The sequence below is a fragment of the Legionella steelei genome (assembly GCF_001468005.1).
GTDB lineage: Bacteria > Pseudomonadota > Gammaproteobacteria > Legionellales > Legionellaceae > Legionella > Legionella steelei.
The window spans coordinates 1718601-1736122 of the sequence record NZ_LNYY01000019.1; the positions used below are offsets into that span (position 1 = coordinate 1718601).

Consider the following 17522-nt stretch of genomic DNA (forward strand, 5'->3'; position numbering starts at 1 on the left):
GCCATTACAGCTCCAAAAAATAAACCTACCTATTTAATGTATAGTACAAAAAATTAACAAATAGTTATTTTTTATTGAGCTAAACGAGTTCTAGCGCTTTAGTCATTACTTTAGCCAGGCTGCTTGCAGCTGGTGGCTCAACGGTTCATGCTAGTAAATCCTGGTTGCAAGCAACCAGGCTACCTGCGGGTGCAGGCGCATAGGGTGGTTGTTAATTAGTTTTGAAAATAGGAGCTGTATTTACTCATAACCGAAAGGCTGTCTTGGAATGTCAAAATCCAACTCACGATCGATAGCCATATCTTTTTCTGCCTGCTGTTGTTTTTCCGTGGATATCAAAGATTTGGCACTTTCGACTAATATTGGAACATTGTCTTCCAAAGTTTGTTGCTGTTCTTTTAATTCACGGAGATTTCCTTCCTTTTGCCCAATATCTGCCTTTACCGAAGATAAATTTTTTTCTAGCCCTGCTTTTTCTGATTCTAGCGAAGCGATTGTCTCATTTAACTCCTGACGCGCCCTCGCTGGTTCTGTATGATAATTACGTATTATTTGTGCGGCATGTATATCTTTTTCGGATACAAAAAGTAAGAGGAACCTTTTACCAGGACCAGGTTTCATATCGCCTATAGAAGCCACAAAATTAGTCCACAAATTAGCCCAATATCCTGGTTCAGGAGGAGGAGGTAGCAATTCACGTAAATTAGCCTGCTTTCCAAGTATTGTTTGTTTCTTAGCACTTATTTTGTTTTCCAGAGTAGCACTTTCCTCTTTTAAGCGACTAAGCTCCCCGCCATCCTTTTCCAGTGCTTCTATATTCTTAGAAACTGCACTTTGTATTCCTTTAAATACCTCAATAATTTCTAATAAATCATCATCGGTAAGAAATTCTAAAATGGATTTTTCTTGTGTATGAGCGAGATAGTCGAGCTCTTTTAGCCTCTTAAACCATGTATTTTTTTTAATGTGTTCATCTTCTAAAAGGAGAATTTGTTTTATAGCACCTTCAATAGACTTCCTGTCTTCCTCATCTGCAAGCGTAGAAAGCGTAGCGCCCATGATGATCTCGCCAAAATTAACCACTTAGATTAATTTTAGCACACAAATAATTAAGTATTTATGACGCGGCTGTTAACAGAATAGCTCTCCACCAAATAGCGAATAGAGTCCTATACTCAAGATGTTAGGGCATGCAAACAATGAGAAATTGAGAAGCGCAACATGGATGGAGATGGAGTTAACTGGAGATGGTTATGACAGAATATTGCATTCAAGCCGCTATGTTTCGTTTACCAATCCCTTATTTTGATCGTTTTGTGCATGACTTTTGGATTTTAAGAGAACTGGAACGAAATACAGTCATTGCGCAATTGCACGGACTTGCTACCTCAAGAAGCAATGGACATATAGTCCCTATTGGCTACAGTAGGGATCATAGTTTAAAGGCATACTGTATTGCCTATGATCCTCTGTTTGCCAATCAATATGATTTACCGTTCGCTACTTTTGCGCTCCCTATTCATGCCTATTTCACGGTGTATCAAAAAGAGGATTGCATGCAACATTGGTTACGCGCCATAAAAGCAGTGGAAGCAATTAACGATTTGGATCTTAATTATCCCTTCTGTGGCTTCACAATTCCCTTATCTGCAACCGTCAACAGCAACACCATCTATCATACTTTTGCACAAGTAATGGACGTCCCCTTACATGCTTTTGATGGTTTTTTCCATGTTGGGATAGAAGCATCTGTTTATGAACGAATTCAACATCGCTTGTAAAATAGCGGTAGCCTGGTTGCAAGCAACCAGGCTACTCCATACCAAAACAGCAAACTTTAAAGCGCAATAACGTCTGTTTGTGAAGGCACTGAATAGATTCCCATGGTGTTTGTATCATTTGATAAAGTGACTGTCATTCCCAAATTATTTGCAGGTAAGCCATCTATAAGTACATTAAATGCACCAGTTAAAGGCGTGACTAAAAGCATGAAGGTTCCCGAAATCACGCCCCCCATAGTCCCTGCTTGATCCCCATTTGATTCGGGAATAATGGTTCCTATATTACAACTTGGTGATGAATTAATTAATACCATGGGTACAAAATCAACACTCATGAGCCAAGTGCCGATATTCATAAAAGGATTAGGAACACCCCGAGGAGGCATTTTACATATATCAATTGGGCCCGCAGTCATCACCTCTCCACCAATCATACACGCCATTGTCATATTTCACCCCAACTGAACTTGTTTCGCCGCAATCTTTGCATCACCCTCAGCATGAATTTCCATTTCATCACAATCAATCCGGTAATTGTGTTTTACAATAGTTCGTAATCGGCCTAGAAATTGATGCTCCAGTTCATTTACCCATTGATAAACACGTAATGCCTGGGTATTAATCGTGTCACTAATTGTTTGTATATACTGACAAATCATCTTGAGTGATTGATAAGAGAATTTTAACTCTTCCCCACTAAAGTGGGCATGTTTCATCGAAAATTTACCATTAACACAATCAATATTGTGTAATGATGCATTTAAATTGATTGCATCATCTGCCATCAGGCTAATCGTAGGAGCCTTAAGTTTTAAGCTGTTATCCTCGCCAACCACACTTAAATTCTCCCCCAATTTAAGCGAGAAAGCGGCTGATTGATGACGATGAATAATCGATAAAATATAATAATTATTTGCGTCTTTAAATAGTAACACTTCGTCATCAACTATAGGAGTTAGTAAACACGAAAAAGCGGGCTGTGCACTAACCAAGTGTCCTTGGAGAAGCACATGGTAGGTATCATCTGAAAAGAATTTAATTTTTCCCTTCAGAATCTCACCGTGGGTACTTATACTGGTGACATCAGATTCAAGCATGAGGAACTCCTTAATTTTATGACCATTGTTCTGCTTCCAATAATTCTTTATTTGTTTGCAGTACGTTATCAAGAGCTACATGCTCCCAATTAACTCGAACTTCGCTAATATGATGCAAAGAGGCTAAATTTAAATTTGCCTTGGTAAAATTGCACGTCGTTAAAGAACTGTTATTGAATCGTGCATAACTGAGTTCGGCTTGTATAAAGGAGCTATCTCTTATTTCCGATTCTTCAAATAATGACTGCCTTAAGTCAGCAGAGTCAAAGCGACAATTTATGATCCTGGACTGATTAAAATTGCTTGGACTTAATCGACACTGAGAAAAATCAACGCCCTCTAATTGAGTTTCCTGAAGACATACTGCTGTCAGGTCCATTCCTTTAAAAGTAGTTTGTTTTATAGTCGCTTTAAATAAATTGATGTGTTTTGTTTCTGTTGCTATCGAAAAATCTGTTCCTTGAATTTTCGCCTCAATAAATAAGCCTCTATGGAGGTTACAACGGTTAAATTGAATTTGATTCAATTCACTTGCTTCAAAATTTGCCGCGGTCAAGTTGACGTTTTCAAAGAGGACTGAAAAAAAATTTGAATTTTTTGCAGTTATTTTTTCCATATTGCTATCAATAAATTTACTCTCAGATAAATCACATTTTGAAAGATTGATTTTAGTAAGATTACAGTTTATGAATGCACAATTTTTAAGATCCTGGCCACGAAATTTGCTGTTAGAGAAATCTGATTCCGTGGCACATAGGTCAATGTAGCCCTCATTTGAGTTTAAATCAGTAGCAATCCAACTAGACTTGTGGCTTATCAGTTGATTTATTGTGGAGGAAATTATTGTACATAACTGCATCGTGCATGATTCAAAAGTAACCTGTTCAAATCGACATTTTTCAAAAACAGATGCAACGAATAGGACATTTTTAAACACCACATTTTTAAATTCGACTTCCAAAAATACGCCGCGCCGTGATTCAATACCTTCAATGGTTATCGAGTCCAATGACACTTTTTGAATTATCTCTTTTTGGGATAGTTTAGTTACTAATTCTTCAGCGTTCATAAAGACTCTTCTTCTTGTAACGAAATGTTTCTCACTAAGCAATCCAGAATTTTTACATTATTTTTCTGACAGTCTGTAAACGGTATGCTGTATAAATTGCAATGGTTAAATTCGATATTTTCAAAAGTTGAACTATGAAAAACACCTTGAAAAAAATTGATGTCCTGGAAAATACTAGAGTCCACTTTACAATTAACAAACCTGAATTTTTTAGCATTACACGTGCTAAACATTGATTTTTTCACGATGCTATTAATAAACTGAGATGCATTAATATCACACCCACTCATAGAAATTTGTTCGTAATGGCCACCCAATATGGCTGCTTTGCGCAGATCACAATGCTCGAAATTGCTCGCTGATATATGAGTATGGTCATTACCACGCAAATTCGTAATCACACATTTTATAAAGTTGCCGCGAGTCAATTGTGCATTCATCAGGTTGAAACCAGACAATGAACAGTTGGAAAAAGTACACTCCGAAATATGTGTTCCTTTACAGCTTAAATGGTCAAAATTACTATCTTCCATTATTAGATTATCAATAGTACATTTCGTGAGTGAGAGTTTTGGGGCAATAATATTGTTCCCGTGCACATTGGATAGTTTTGTGTCCTCCATGTGTGCATGAGATAAATCAGCTTTAACAAAATTAGGATTGATCCAAACGCATTGATTAATATTCGCAAATTGCAGTCTTGCCTCAGAAAAATTGCACGAATCAAAAGTGCTGTCTGAAATATCGAGAAAATTGGCTTTTAGACCGACAAATAAGCTTCCATTAAACTGACAATTTTTAAGTTTGATGTAATTTAAAAAAGCTGAAGAAAAATTGCATTCTTTTCCTGAACACGCTTCGATCAGTGTTTTATGCAAATCGCTTTCTTTAAAATCAGTTCGATTTAAAACAGCATTTTTTATTAAAGCTTGTGATAAGTTGGCACCATCCAATATCGCTTCGGATAAATTGGTATTAATCATTGTTGTTGTTGATAGATTCGCTTTGCTCAAGCGGGTGCGATTCAAATTGCAATCACTCAAATTACAACCTGCTAAATTGATACCCGATAAATCTAAATCGGAAAAATCGATCCCGGACAAATTTTCACCGGAAAACTCTTTTTTCTGCAGGAAACCTTCGATTATATCTTCACGTGAATAAGTAGACGTTCCAACTTTTCCAGTTCGAAATTGAGTAAAGGCATTGGCTTTATCTAAGCGTACAAGTTGCTGTTTAAACTGTTCCGCCTTATGTAATATCTCAGCTTGTTTTGCTTCTGGAAGCGTATCATTGATGTTTTGTTTTTTTAGAAAGTCCAAATAATTTAAATGGGCTTGATTGATGTTTTGTTGCGTATTTTCAAACAAAGATTTATTAAACACCGGTACTGTTTGATTTCGATTTTTATAAAACTGTTCTACTTCCCGCAGGATTTCCTGTGGTGTTTTTCCTTTAAAAAAGTTCCCAGCGTCGATCTCTTCCAAGCTTTTGCCAGAGTGAAAAATTTTAGCCAGGTCTTTAAATTCTTTATCCAAATTCAATCCGAGCTTGGACGGGACGGCTGTTCGAGTTCTAGTTCGCGATTCTTTGGGCTGGATTTGTGCGGCCATTTCTTTTGTTTTATTACGTAGTTTAACGTAATAATCGATATCCTTTTTTGTTTCACTTAAGGGTTCACTAACGCTATAGATAAAATCAATGTCATTGGCCGCAATATCATTCGTATCAATCATACCATGCCAAATGAGGACTCCCGTTTCCTCATCAGGCAGTAACCAGAGCGTATCCAAATTCAGATTTAATTCGCTCAAACTCTCAGGACTGTCAATGCGTTTATAAAAACAACGTACACGTAAACCAGGCAGCTGACTTTTGATAATTGATTTTTCAGGATGCATATGGGTACAAGTAAATACTTCATCACCATTAAAATAATGCTCGCTTTGCTGATCTGGGGCAGCAAGGTTAAAATAAAGCCAATCAATATCCGCAGGATAATAAGGACTTTCATTTAATAACCAATCTTCGTTAAAGGTTCCGAACTTATCAAGTTGGTACTTGCACGTAGGTGAGCGAGGTAGTAATAAGGCAGGCAATGGGGCATCCGTTGGCTGTTTTATAAGGTGTGCAGGTATTTCAATATTGGGTGGCTTTATTTCACTATACGAGTCAGTTGATGCGATATACCCTTTGCCCTCGGGATTTATCTCATGTTCTTTGCCTCCAAAAGCATTAGTTAAAGTAATGGGGATGCTGCGAAAATGGTTGGGTTGGGATAGATGGTACTTTGATTCCATTCCCACCCATTGCCTATCGCCAAAAACGGTTAACTGTTTTTGCATATTACCCACTTGTATCGTTACAAAACTTTTACTCGTGTTGTCTTCATAGGCGTAACAAGAACCCTTGACAAAAAACTCCGCCCTTTTTTTGGGCATATATAAATCGATGAATTCGCCCTGACTCGAATTAAATGATTTTTTTGCAACCTTCCAAAAATCAGCATAACTCAGGAATTTTCCACTTTTTGAAAAAGAAAACATGGCCATGATGGTAATGGCTAATTTTGATTTGCCCTGATGGCGGTGGTTGAATGTAATAATAGTGTGGGGTTTATCTTTAAATATCTTCATCTTTGAAGAGTAGTCCTGATGCTGCACAGCAACTTTAAAAAGTTACTGACAAATATGATGCATGGAGAAATTATTGTCAATCTCATACTATTAAAGAACGTGTTATTAATTAATTAGCTAGGCTAAAAAAAGTACGCCATCTTGACAGCAACAAGAGGGCTTCGTTATTGTCATCACTGTTGTTACATAATATCTAATCCCCATCATAAGTCCTAACGATTTCAAGGGAACAGGAGTCTTAATGAAAACCCAAATAGTGATGCCTAAACTAGAAATTCCAGGTGTGAACCAGTCAGAAATAATTGTTTTGGAATTCGAGGGTAAGCAAGCTATTTCTGAGTTATATCAGTTTAAAATAGAATTTGTGAGTAAGATTTCAATTCAGGCAAAGCAAGTCATTAATCAAAAAGCACAATTAATATTTGCTAAAAAAGGAAGTGGCACTACTCCATTGCATGGGGAGGTCGTATCCTTTACACAGCTTGACGGGGTCGATAATTATCACCGGTACAAAATTAATTTAATGCCGAAAGTTCATCGCCTGCAACAGACCAAACAAAATGAAGTTTTTCTTAAGAAATCGATCCCCCAGATTATTAAACTAATATTAGATAAACATGGAATTTCTCGAGTTAAATTAGATTTAATGACAGAGCATAAACCGAAAGCCTTTGTTTTTCAGTATAATGAGATTGACTGGGATTTTATTTCACGCTGGATGGAGTATGAAGGTTTATTTTATTATTTTAGTCAAGATGAAAGTGGCGAAACACTGGTCATAACAGATAACAATTCAACTCTGAAAAACAATCAGGATATAGATGAAATTTATTATCAGTCTTATACCTCGGATAGTGAAAAAAAATCCACTGCAAATTTAGCTTACAATTTTCAATTGACTACTGAAGCACAACCGCAAAAAGTCACAGTAAAGTCATATTTTCATGAGCAATCATCAAAACTCTATTCCTCTAAAGCAATAATTGATGAGCAAGGTAGTGGTGAAATATTATTTTGGGCAGAAAACGTCCGAAGCAATAAAGAGAATCAGCAGATAGCGAAATTTATTAGTGAAAGTTATAAATGTAAAAAAGAGGTTTTAACGGCTATTTCTTCCGGCTCACTCATTATTCCAGGGACTATAATTCATCACAAAAATTTCAAGATAGCTTCATTAAATAAGCCTATGTTGATTGTTGAAAGTATTTATAGTGGTTCACAAAAGCGCTCGTTCACATCCCTTCACTCAGGAGAGGAGCACTCTCCTAAGGATTATTTTAAATGCGAGTATCGGGCAATTGATAAATGCCTTGCTTATCGGCGGACTATTCAGAACCGCATCCCGCGTATTACCGGCATGCTACCCGCTTTTATTGATCATGAAGGAGATGAAAATACGGTACAAATTAATAAAAAGGGAATGTATAAATTTCGTTTTCCAACGAGTGATGATAAACCTGGAAAAGGCTCTGCGTGGACGCGAAAAATGGAATCGTACATTGGGGATCAATACGCACTTAATATGCCGCTTCGCAAAGGTGATGAAGTGTTAATCGGATTTCAATATGGTAATCCAGACTTACCGATTATACTTGGCTCGGTTAGTAATTCTACGCATCGAAATATCATTACCGCCAATAGCCAAAATTATTTGGGGTTATACACCAAAGAAAACAACATGTTCATGATAAATGAGCAGGATGGTAAAACAAAAGGTATGCAATTTTCGACTAATAATAATAATACTACTATGGTACTAGGTACTGATAATATATTTGATTCACAATTAGACGCAGGATATACCCTCAGAACAGACAATAGCGTCTGCCAGAGTATTGGAAAAAACTCTGTTACTGATATATCGAATCATAACGTGACAAGCATCGGAGGAGATAATATTACGAGTGTTAAGGGAACCACTTCGAATACCATTTATGGAGCAGATTATTACACGTGTTATGGCATGCGCTCTGCCACAATAACCGGGCTCGATTTTATCTCAAGAACTGGTGCGATAATCGAATCTACATCTGGTTTCCAAGTAAAATTAACTGGTGGTTGGCGATACGAACAAGACACCTCGACGAGCTTGAAAACAGCACCAGTTATTATGCAGGAAGCTGAAGTATCAATTGCACTGACAGTGGGTGAATCGTCAATTACCATCACTGAAGAGGGAATTACAATCACTGCCCCCACTATTGACCTTGTATCAGAAGCTGCCATAACCTTGACAACTGATGCGACCATAAATTTAGCAAGTACCGATGTAAATATATTGGGCAACATATCTGGTGGGCCTATGCTGGAGCTAGGGATGGCAGGGGGAGAAGGGGCGGCACCTGCGATGAGTGCGGCACTAATTCAAGCTGTAGCAGAGGCGGCAACAAATGCTGCAGAAAGTGTACCTTTGATAGGGGCAGCTATGGGGGCGTGGAGTGCCGCCAAAGAAGAGATTACACTCGTAGCGGATACGTTTGTTGAACTAGGGAGTAGTTTTAAGGCAGAACTGCAGCCTCTAATAGGGAAAGCATCGGCCGTAAAGGAGAAAGTAACGGGGGGAATAAGGACTGTAGATGAGTCTGTTATTACACCAATAACATCTAAAGCAGGTTACTTTACATCGTTAGCGAGTCAGTCCAAACTATTAGGTCCAGGGCTTGGAATCCCTAAAGAGGTGACTAGCGAAACTGAAGATAACTCATAAATGAGTGAGGGCTCTGTAATTTTGACATGCTCAAGATTTATATTCAATTTCATCAGCTTAATAAGTAGAATAATTTTGCAATTTTTGAGATTTATGCTAGCTTTAATTAATATTAAGAAAGATTTTTTTATTATAATGAACCCGATTTATTAAGGATAAAAAATGACGAACAAGGAACAATCTGTCGCTCCAAAGGAACGTATTAATATAGTTTATAAAGCGCTTATAGAAGGGGTTGAAGAGGAGATTGAGCTTCCTTTACGACAACTCGTTCTCGGGGAGTTCTATCCTAGCGGGGACAATACACCTTTAGAAAAACGTCGCACCGTAAATATCAACAAGGACAATTTTAATGATGTGCTCAAAGAACACCACATTAAATTAGCTCTTCGTGTAGCGAATCGTTTTAGCAAAAACAAAGATGATACCGTAAGTGTCGATTTAAAATTTGAAACGATGAGAGACTTTGATCCTGATGGAATCTTACATCAAGTGCCACAGTTACAAAAACTATTTGAGATACGAGAGGCATTAAAAGCACTAAAGGGGCCGCTTGGAAATATTCCTGAGTTTCGACGCAGATTGGATGCTATTGTTAAAGATTCTGCCGCTCGCGAGGAACTCATCAAGGAAATCAAGGACAAAAAATAAGCCAAAATAGAGTTGCAGGATCAAGGAGACAGCCATGGCTGATGCACAAGATAATGCTAAGAAAAAAGAAGAAAAATCTCTGAAAGAATTATTTGCCGGAACAAATATTACAGCGGATGAAGAGCAATATGCCCTCACTCAGAAAGGTCTACTCGCATTTATAGATAATATTGTTGAAACGAAACGCACTGATGAAACAGTGACTCCTGCTTTAGTGGATGACATCATCGCACTTTTGGATAAACAACTTTCTGCACAAATGGACGAAATTCTCCACAATCCTGATTTTCAAAAACTCGAATCAGCATGGCGTAGTTTAAAATATTTAGTGGATCGCACCGATTTTCGTGAAAACAGTTTGATTGAATACATACATGTATCAAAAGATGAATTGTTTGATGACTTTATTGATGCCCCTGAAATTCCCAAATCCGGTTTATACAAACAAGTGTATACCAAAGAATATGGACAATTCGGTGGTAGACCTTATGGTGCCATCATTGGTAATTACTCATTTAACCCAAGTTATAAAGATGTGACGCTACTCAGGAATATCGCCGCTGTTTGTGCTATGGCTCATGTTCCTTTTATCTCCGCAGCAAGTCCGGATTTTTTCAACATCAAATCGATGTCTGAATTGCCTCATTTAAATGATATCGAAGCAATCTTTGAAAGCCCTGTTTATATTGCTTGGCATAGCTTACGAGAGTCTGAGGATGCTCGTTATATAGGATTGGTTTTACCGCGCTTCATGTTACGTATGCCCTATGGTAAAGATACTTATGGAGTTCGCTCATTTAATTATGAGGAAGATGTAAGCTCCGGTGAAAATGCTTTTTCGTGGGGAAATAGTGCTTTTGCTTTTGCTGGATGTTTGTCTCAGAGTTTCGCCAAATACCGTTGGTGCGTCAACATTATTGGCCCACAAGGTGGCGGTGCTGTTGAAAACTTACCGTCTTATTTTTATGAAGCAATGGGTGAAATTCAAACCAAAATTCCGACTGAATTACTCATTTCAGAACGGCGTGAATATGAATTGTCCGAGCAAGGATTTATTCCACTCACTATGCGCAAAGGGGCTGATAATGCTGCTTTTTTCTCAGCAAACTCAATCCAAAAAGCAAAACATTTTCCAGATACCCCTGAAGGAAAAACAGCACAAACGAATTATCGATTAGGAACACAGTTCCCTTATATGTTTATTATTTGCAGACTGGCTCACTATTTGAAAGTGATACAACGTGAAAAAATTGGTCTCGCTAAAGAGCGCGATGATATAGAACGTGAATTAAATACCTGGATTAATGGTTATGTTGTAGATATGGATAACCCAGTTCCTGAAGTTAGAGCCAAAAAGCCATTAAGGCTTGCTAAAGTGAATGTTGAAGATGTTCCTGGTGAACCTGGATGGTATAAATGTGTATTAATTGTTCGGCCTCATTTTAAATTCATGGGTGCTTATATCACGTTACAATTAACAGGTAGTCTCGATCTTAAACAAGGAGAATAAAAGTGGCTTCAAATGAAAGTGAGGGACATGATATAGCCGTGTTACCTATGTTACCAGACTCTGAGATTGCAAGAACGCAGTATAAGCTCATGGCAAAAATTACCACTCAAGCCTCCGGAGTCGTGAAAGGCAGCAGTACTGTCAAAGGCTATGAGGGATGGGTAACGCTTTTAGATTTTAAGCAACGCATCACACGAGCATTCGATGCACAAAACCAACTGATTGGCGTTCCCGATTGTAAATATTTTCGCCTCACCGGGTTATGGGATCAGGCAGGAGTTGTACCCCATACTCAAAGTATCTTCACAGGCGAAGAAATAAATTCTGCCATTATTCATTGTTTACGCTCCAGTGCTTCAGGAGAAGTTGAGGCAGCGGTTGAAATTACTCTGGAAAAAGCCAAAGTATTGGAAGTAGATTACGCCTACTCTCATCCAGCAGGCCCTCTATTCATTGTGGACATGCGTCCTACTGTCTATAAAGTGATGGATAAGAAAAACAACCAAGAATTTGGTTGGGACTTAACTAAATTAATGCGAGTTGGTTAATGAGGAAAGAGCGTTTAACTGAACGAGTTCGTCGCTATGCTCGTCAAGGGGCTCTTTTATCAGCCAGGTTGGATTCATCCATACTGATTGAATCAGTTCGTAGTCATATCGAAAAAATATTGTCCACAAGACAAGGTAGCGTGCCCATTGATAAGGAATATGGGCTATCAGAGTTACCCATGCTTGTGGAAGATTATTCTTTTGCATATCAAGACGAATTAAGAACTCATTTGGAAGAGACCATTCTTCGTTACGAACCACGTTTAGGCTCTGTTCAGGTGTCTAAAATTTTAATTGACCCAAGCCAACAAATTATTACTTGTAATATTGCAGGGCAGTTAAATAAGTCATTTGATAGCCTCGATGTTTATTTTACTACTATTTTAACAAGCAAGGGTCGCGTGCTTGTTACGTTGTAACTCTAAGAGCCTGTTCAAAAGTCTTTTAGCTTGAGGCGGAACGTCGTAGCTGGGTGAAGGCGAAGTCGTAACCCAGGTTCCGAAGAGGTTCCGCTGTGCTGCACTCTAGGCTACAAGATAAAAGACGTTGAATAAGGCTCTAAGGTAGAAATATGATAATTGATTATTACCAAAACGAATTAAATAAAATAAGAAAACTCGCTAGAGAATATGCCGAACACTATCCTGCAATCGCCCCACTGCTAAGGGAGCAAAGCACTGATCCTGATGTTGAGCGCATTCTAGAAGGAGTCGCTTTTCTTACCAGCCAAATACAAATGGTCATTGATGAAAAATTACCTGGAATGGTCGATGATTTAACCCAATTATTTTTCACGCTCTATTCAAAACCCGTACCCAGTACTTCAGTCATTCAGTTTATACCTAAAAGTAACTTAGGCGAGGCGCTTTTAATTCCTAAAGGAACGGAGTTGGCCTCTATTCCTATTAACGAAGTGAACTGTCTGTTTCGTACCACAGTACCCTTAGTCGTGGAACCGGTCACTATTACAGAGATTAATTTTCAAGATTCAGTGAGTGGTGTAAGTCAGTTTGAAATCAATTGCCATCTTTGTGGCATCACCTTAAAAAATTGGCAAGCCTCCTCACTGCGCTTTTTTATTAATCAAAATTTGCAAGACGCGTGTAATACCTTTTATCTACTCCAAAGATATGTTAGTAGAATTACAATTGAAGCCCCAGGAGAGGAAAAACTGGTTTTATCTCCAGACTATTTGCAGCCTTGTGGTTTTGATAATGAAGAGGTTTTATACCCACTGGCCTCTAACGTTCATCACCCACATAGGGTTTTATATGAGTACCTCCATCAACCCTATAAGTTTCTATTTCTGCGTTTAGACGGCTTAGAACGATGGAAAAAAAATACCGATGGATTTGATTTTAAAATCAATTTTGAATTAGAAGAAGTACCTCCATGGATGGATGGCTTAGACAATTTACAATTGGAATTGCACGCCGTCCCCATCATTAATTTATTTGCTCATCATGCTGAACCTATTTTTCTCGATCATAAGCAGCCTGACTATCAAATTGTTCCCAACAATGATTTTGGCGAAAACTATGCCGTATATGATGTAAAAAAAGTCACGGGGTATCGTCAGCAAGAAAGAAAGCTTATTGAGTACGATCACTTATTAAACTTTAACCAAGAATTAAATTTAAACTACAAATATACGTATCATCATAGACCGTCAGTCACTGGACCAGGGCGAAATACCTACATTAGTTTCTTTTATGATTTCAATAAAGGGTTTCCTGTTGATGAAACCTTATCTATAGAACTCGTGTGCAGCAATGGTGCGTTACCCAGACTCTTAGATAAAGGAGATATTACACTCTCCACTGACAGCTCACCTGAGAATTTGGCTTATACGAATCTTATCCCTCCCTCTTCGTTCTTAGTCCCAACGTATGATCGGGCCTTAATATGGAATTTCCAATCCTTATTAGCACTTAATTTGTTGCAAATACTGGATAAAAATCGCCTGCGACATCTGTTTAATTTATATCTCTATGAGAAAGGAGAAAATTATCAACTGAATATGAGTCGAGTAAAAGGCATTGAAAATATCGTTGTTAATAAAGCGCGTCGTCTCTACTATGGAGAAATGATCGCAGGCTCTCATATTACGCTAATTTGTGACCCTGATTGCTTTAAATGCATTGGAGATATGTATTTATTTGGCTGTGTGTTGGATGCTTTTTTTGGATTCAATGCCCCAATCAATACATTCACTCTATTGCATATGCAAAATTCTAGAACTAAAGAGGTATGGAAATGGCAACCGAGGTTGAACAATCCGAGCTTAATATCTTAGAAAAGCTATTAACTCAACCTAAAAGCTTTAATTTTTACCAAGCAATTCGTTTGATTGGTCATCTCGTATCCTATGAAACAAAACACGGTGGATTAAAAGGAAAATTAGATATCATTCCTTTATTAAGCTTAGCCTTTCCAGAAACCGATATTCATGAAATTCAGCATTATAGTGACTCAAACCAGTTTATCCTAATTGCCACTTTTTTTAGTTTATACGGGACAACCTCTCCCCTCCCCACTTTTTATACAGAACAGCTCATCCAAGATAATGATCTGGATTCAGATGAAGTGAAATGTTTGCTGGATATCTTTCATAAGCGACTATATAAGATGCTTTATCAAGCATGGTCCAAAAATAGAATATTTGAGCAATTTGCAGAGCATCATGATGCCATTTATAGGGAAGCCCTGTATGGATTTATCGGATTAGCAGGAAAGGAGCTGCGACAAAAAATACCTCAATATAATTATTTGCTGCGCTATTCCAGTCACTGGATTTCTGATCATAAATCCATTTGGAGTCTAAAAAGTCTATTAAATGATTATTTCAAAGTGCCGATTAATGTCTATTCATTTTTTCGCTCAGTACAAGATATACCCGAAGAGCAATATTGCCTTTTGGCTAAGGCAAATCATCATTTAAGCCAAACTGCGTATCTGGGCAGTCAGTTTAAATCAAACAGTAATAGTTTACTCATTTCTATAGGCCCTTTAGGTACTGATGCTTTTCCTACTTTTTTAGCAAATACCGCAAACATAAATCGATTAAAATTACTCCTCCAACTTTATGTCAAAGAACCTTTCTCCTATTTTATTGAAGTCATTTTAGATAAAGGTAGTTTCAAACCGATACGATTAGCCTACGAGACAACCAGTATTTTGGGTGTGGTCAGTTGGTTATCGCCACAAAAAGATATTGAGATGTTCAAAGTGCGATATTGGTTAAAATAATTGCGTGATTGTTTGAAAATTGTGCGACATTTTCCTTGCTGATACCCAGGACACTCAGAGAAACATAGTAAGATTTAAGAACTTATTGTTTTCCTTAAGAGTTCTGATACCATGGAAATAAATATTCGCTTTGTTGCTATTCGCCTTAAAAGGACTATATCATGAACCTCATACGCAGGACATGGTGAACAAATTTTGGGGATCGCGTAACAAAGAAGGTCAACAAACCTAATTAACGCAGATGTTAAGGATAATAAAATTAAAGTCATGCTAAGAATAATAATTTGTCTCTTCATGCTCATTATAGGTGGATGCACAACGGGGGGAAAAGATAAAGAGCCTCAGTTAGCAAGCAGCTACCAAGATAATGCCATCCTTATTCGTGCAATAGCCAGCAAAGACTTAAATATATATGACCATAAAAGACATACACTAAAGTTCGCTGTAGTCCAGGTAGAAAAAATAGATGACGTGCAAAGCAAAATAGTTACTGCAGAAGGAATTAGTCAATTACTTGATGCAGATACTGAAGCGAATAACACCAGGCAAACGGATAAAAAAATACATATCCAAACTTTTTTTATCGCCCCAGGCATGACCCAAACCTTTACAATCGCACGGATGGCAGAGGCAAAAAAAGTTCTTGTCGTTGCAGGATATTACAATTTAACAGCCGCTGGGGTAGTTCGTGTCTACGAAATTCCAGTATTTAACAAGTGGAATCCGCTTACATTTTGGAAAAAAACAAGACAGATGGGGCGACTTGGTATTTATCTTGAATTTGGATCACGCGGTATTAACTATACTGAAAGCTCCACAAAAGCATCAATAATCACGAAAACAAGAAATCGTGTGTCCTTAAAAAAATATTGGGATAAATAAATATGATTTGGAATACGCCGATAGATTGGGAACATGGGCTTTTTTTACAACCTCAACACTTTCAATATACTGAGATCAACCAACATTATATTCACTCGCAATCATTACGCTATCAAACCCCATACTTTTGGGGATTTACTGAATTGGAAGTCAATGACAAATCCTTTAAAAGCGGTATTTTCGATGTAGAAAAAATGGCATTTTTTTTACCCAGTGGTGAGTTTGTTGAGGTGGATGTAAATGCCAAGTTTTTACCCCGATCATTTAAATCAGATTGGCCTACAAACGCAAACTCGCTGAAAGTATACATTGGTGTTAAAGAACTTTCGAAAAATGTGGCGAATGTAACGACTGTCGAGAATCTAGAAAATTTAAATAGTGTGGGTACGCGTTATATTAGTTGTAGTGCAGGAGATGAACTTCCAGATTACTACCACCAAGGTGCACAAGCGCATTTGCGGTCCTTGTTTTATGTTGTAAAATTATTTTGGGAATTCGAAATTGAAAATACGCACAATTATTCCATTATCCAAGTAGCAGAGTTGCGACGGGCTAATGATGAAATGTATTATGCCGCTGATTTTTATCCTTCATGTGTCAGCATTAATGCACACAAAAACTTAATGGCATTACTCAACCGCATTCAAAATGATTTAGTGAAGACAACAAGCAAATTGGAGAAATTTAAACAACCAATTGATACATACAGTACCCATGTTGATAACAGTAATTTTGCACGTTTATTTTCACTGCGGTCATTATTACAAAATGTTGCCGTAGTGGAACATTTTCTCAATGCCAAAATCGTCCATCCTTGGCAAATATATGGCCTATTCCAACGCTTGATTGGAGAATTAAGTTTTTATTCAACCGAAATTAATTTCTTTGAGGGTGGTAATGGAACTATTTCCGCAATACCTGTTTATGATCACAGCGACCTGAGTAAAAGTTTTAAGTTAATCGAGGCATTGATTACCAAGTTGTTAACGCTTATTACTGCCGATCCGGATCGCATTCGTCGGATGGTCAAAGAGAAAAATCATTATTATGCAGATCTCGGTAACAGTTTTATCCAAAAAGACAGAAGTTACTTCTTGGTGATTTATGCACAAAATGATCAAGACGAAATTGCGGAAATGATTAAAGATTTTGGCAAGTTATGTGCCTATTCAGAAATTGAAAATTATATAGATTTTGCATTACCCGGAGCACCTATCACCAGACTTCTCACCGCCCCCGAAGGTGTACCCAAAGGAGCGAATTGTCTTTATTATCATGTTGACCATAAGTCAGTAATGTGGTCAAAAATCGAGATGGAACGAAAGGTTGCATTTTATCTAGGGAAAACACCAGTAGACATAGTAATCGATGTTGTTGCTGTAGGAGGATAAA

Annotated in this window: 15 protein-coding genes; 10 read left to right on the forward strand and 5 right to left on the reverse strand. The window is 37.7% G+C overall.

The window, feature by feature from the left end:
* Positions 1-240 precede the first annotated feature (240 nt).
* Complete coding sequence (locus Lste_RS11685) at positions 241-1059, reverse strand: hypothetical protein (protein ID WP_058511104.1); 819 nt, start codon at positions 1057-1059, stop codon at positions 241-243.
* A 194-nt stretch (positions 1060-1253) separates the two neighbouring features.
* Here Lste_RS11685 and Lste_RS11690 point away from each other — a divergent pair, with 194 nt between their 5' ends.
* Positions 1254-1781 carry a hypothetical protein gene (locus Lste_RS11690; protein WP_058511105.1) on the forward strand — a complete coding sequence of 176 codons (528 nt, stop codon included), beginning with the start codon at positions 1254-1256 and terminating at the stop codon, positions 1779-1781.
* Positions 1782-1837: 56 nt separating this feature from the next.
* Here the strand turns inward: Lste_RS11690 and Lste_RS11695 are convergent, their stop codons facing one another.
* Genes Lste_RS11695 through Lste_RS11710 form a run of 4 tightly spaced genes read right to left on the reverse strand, consistent with a single transcriptional unit; the run spans position 1838 to position 6583 of the window.
* A complete protein-coding gene (locus Lste_RS11695; protein ID WP_058511106.1) occupies positions 1838-2230 on the reverse strand; it encodes a DUF4150 domain-containing protein in 393 nt (130 codons plus the stop codon).
* 3 nt (positions 2231-2233) lie between these two features.
* Complete coding sequence (locus Lste_RS11700; protein WP_058511107.1) at positions 2234-2878, reverse strand: DUF3540 domain-containing protein; 645 nt, start codon at positions 2876-2878, stop codon at positions 2234-2236.
* Between the two features lie 16 nt (positions 2879-2894).
* Positions 2895-3947: a pentapeptide repeat-containing protein gene (locus tag Lste_RS11705; protein WP_058511108.1), complete on the reverse strand. Its 1053-nt coding sequence runs from the start codon at positions 3945-3947 to the stop codon at positions 2895-2897.
* Complete coding sequence (locus Lste_RS11710; RefSeq protein WP_058511109.1) at positions 3944-6583, reverse strand: DUF2169 family type VI secretion system accessory protein; 2640 nt, start codon at positions 6581-6583, stop codon at positions 3944-3946. Before Lste_RS11710 ends, Lste_RS11705 begins: the two co-directional genes overlap by 4 nt.
* A 241-nt stretch (positions 6584-6824) precedes the next feature.
* On the opposite strand from Lste_RS11710, the gene Lste_RS11715 reads away from it, so the two are divergent.
* The 9 genes from Lste_RS11715 to tssK all read left to right on the forward strand — a co-directional run bounded on the left by Lste_RS11715 (position 6825) and on the right by tssK (position 17521).
* Positions 6825-9290 carry a type VI secretion system Vgr family protein gene (locus Lste_RS11715; protein WP_058511110.1) on the forward strand — a complete coding sequence of 822 codons (2466 nt, stop codon included), beginning with the start codon at positions 6825-6827 and terminating at the stop codon, positions 9288-9290.
* A 162-nt stretch (positions 9291-9452) separates the two neighbouring features.
* On the forward strand, positions 9453-9941 hold the full coding sequence (tssB, locus tag Lste_RS11720; RefSeq protein WP_058511111.1) for a type VI secretion system contractile sheath small subunit: 489 nt from the start codon (positions 9453-9455) through the stop codon (positions 9939-9941).
* A 34-nt stretch (positions 9942-9975) separates the two neighbouring features.
* Complete coding sequence (gene tssC, locus Lste_RS11725) at positions 9976-11451, forward strand: type VI secretion system contractile sheath large subunit (protein ID WP_058511112.1); 1476 nt, start codon at positions 9976-9978, stop codon at positions 11449-11451.
* A 2-nt stretch (positions 11452-11453) separates the two neighbouring features.
* Complete coding sequence (locus Lste_RS11730) at positions 11454-11999, forward strand: type VI secretion system tube protein Hcp (RefSeq protein ID WP_058511113.1); 546 nt, start codon at positions 11454-11456, stop codon at positions 11997-11999.
* On the forward strand, positions 11999-12418 hold the full coding sequence (gene tssE / locus Lste_RS11735) for a type VI secretion system baseplate subunit TssE (protein WP_058511114.1): 420 nt from the start codon (positions 11999-12001) through the stop codon (positions 12416-12418). The genes Lste_RS11730 and tssE overlap by 1 nt, the downstream gene beginning before the upstream one ends.
* Positions 12419-12570: 152 nt before the next feature.
* On the forward strand, positions 12571-14295 hold the full coding sequence (gene tssF / locus Lste_RS11740) for a type VI secretion system baseplate subunit TssF (protein WP_058511115.1): 1725 nt from the start codon (positions 12571-12573) through the stop codon (positions 14293-14295).
* Complete coding sequence (gene tssG / locus Lste_RS11745; RefSeq protein ID WP_162264140.1) at positions 14256-15248, forward strand: type VI secretion system baseplate subunit TssG; 993 nt, start codon at positions 14256-14258, stop codon at positions 15246-15248. The genes tssF and tssG overlap by 40 nt, the downstream gene beginning before the upstream one ends.
* Before the next feature lie 267 nt (positions 15249-15515).
* Complete coding sequence (locus Lste_RS11750; protein WP_083503949.1) at positions 15516-16130, forward strand: type VI secretion lipoprotein TssJ; 615 nt, start codon at positions 15516-15518, stop codon at positions 16128-16130.
* A gap of 2 nt (positions 16131-16132) precedes the next feature.
* Positions 16133-17521, forward strand: a complete 1389-nt coding sequence (tssK, locus tag Lste_RS11755) for a type VI secretion system baseplate subunit TssK (RefSeq protein WP_058511118.1) — start codon at positions 16133-16135, stop codon at positions 17519-17521.
* Position 17522 lies beyond the last annotated feature (1 nt).

Excerpts from the sequence above, each read along its gene's own strand:
- Lste_RS11685 (WP_058511104.1), bottom strand. The coding sequence starts at position 1,059 with ATGGGCGCTACGCTTTCTACGCTTGCAGATGAGGAAGACAGGAAGTCT.
- Lste_RS11690 (WP_058511105.1), top strand. The coding sequence starts at position 1,254 with ATGACAGAATATTGCATTCAAGCCGCTATGTTTCGTTTACCAATCCCT.
- Lste_RS11695 (WP_058511106.1), bottom strand. The coding sequence starts at position 2,230 with ATGACAATGGCGTGTATGATTGGTGGAGAGGTGATGACTGCGGGCCCA.
- Lste_RS11700 (WP_058511107.1), bottom strand. The coding sequence starts at position 2,878 with ATGCTTGAATCTGATGTCACCAGTATAAGTACCCACGGTGAGATTCTG.
- Lste_RS11705 (WP_058511108.1), bottom strand. The coding sequence starts at position 3,947 with ATGAACGCTGAAGAATTAGTAACTAAACTATCCCAAAAAGAGATAATT.
- Lste_RS11710 (WP_058511109.1), bottom strand. The coding sequence starts at position 6,583 with ATGAAGATATTTAAAGATAAACCCCACACTATTATTACATTCAACCAC.
- Lste_RS11715 (WP_058511110.1), top strand. The coding sequence starts at position 6,825 with ATGAAAACCCAAATAGTGATGCCTAAACTAGAAATTCCAGGTGTGAAC.
- tssB (WP_058511111.1), top strand. The coding sequence starts at position 9,453 with ATGACGAACAAGGAACAATCTGTCGCTCCAAAGGAACGTATTAATATA.
- tssC (WP_058511112.1), top strand. The coding sequence starts at position 9,976 with ATGGCTGATGCACAAGATAATGCTAAGAAAAAAGAAGAAAAATCTCTG.
- tssE (WP_058511114.1), top strand. The coding sequence starts at position 11,999 with ATGAGGAAAGAGCGTTTAACTGAACGAGTTCGTCGCTATGCTCGTCAA.
- tssF (WP_058511115.1), top strand. The coding sequence starts at position 12,571 with ATGATAATTGATTATTACCAAAACGAATTAAATAAAATAAGAAAACTC.
- tssG (WP_162264140.1), top strand. The coding sequence starts at position 14,256 with ATGGCAACCGAGGTTGAACAATCCGAGCTTAATATCTTAGAAAAGCTA.
- Lste_RS11750 (WP_083503949.1), top strand. The coding sequence starts at position 15,516 with ATGCTAAGAATAATAATTTGTCTCTTCATGCTCATTATAGGTGGATGC.
- tssK (WP_058511118.1), top strand. The coding sequence starts at position 16,133 with ATGATTTGGAATACGCCGATAGATTGGGAACATGGGCTTTTTTTACAA.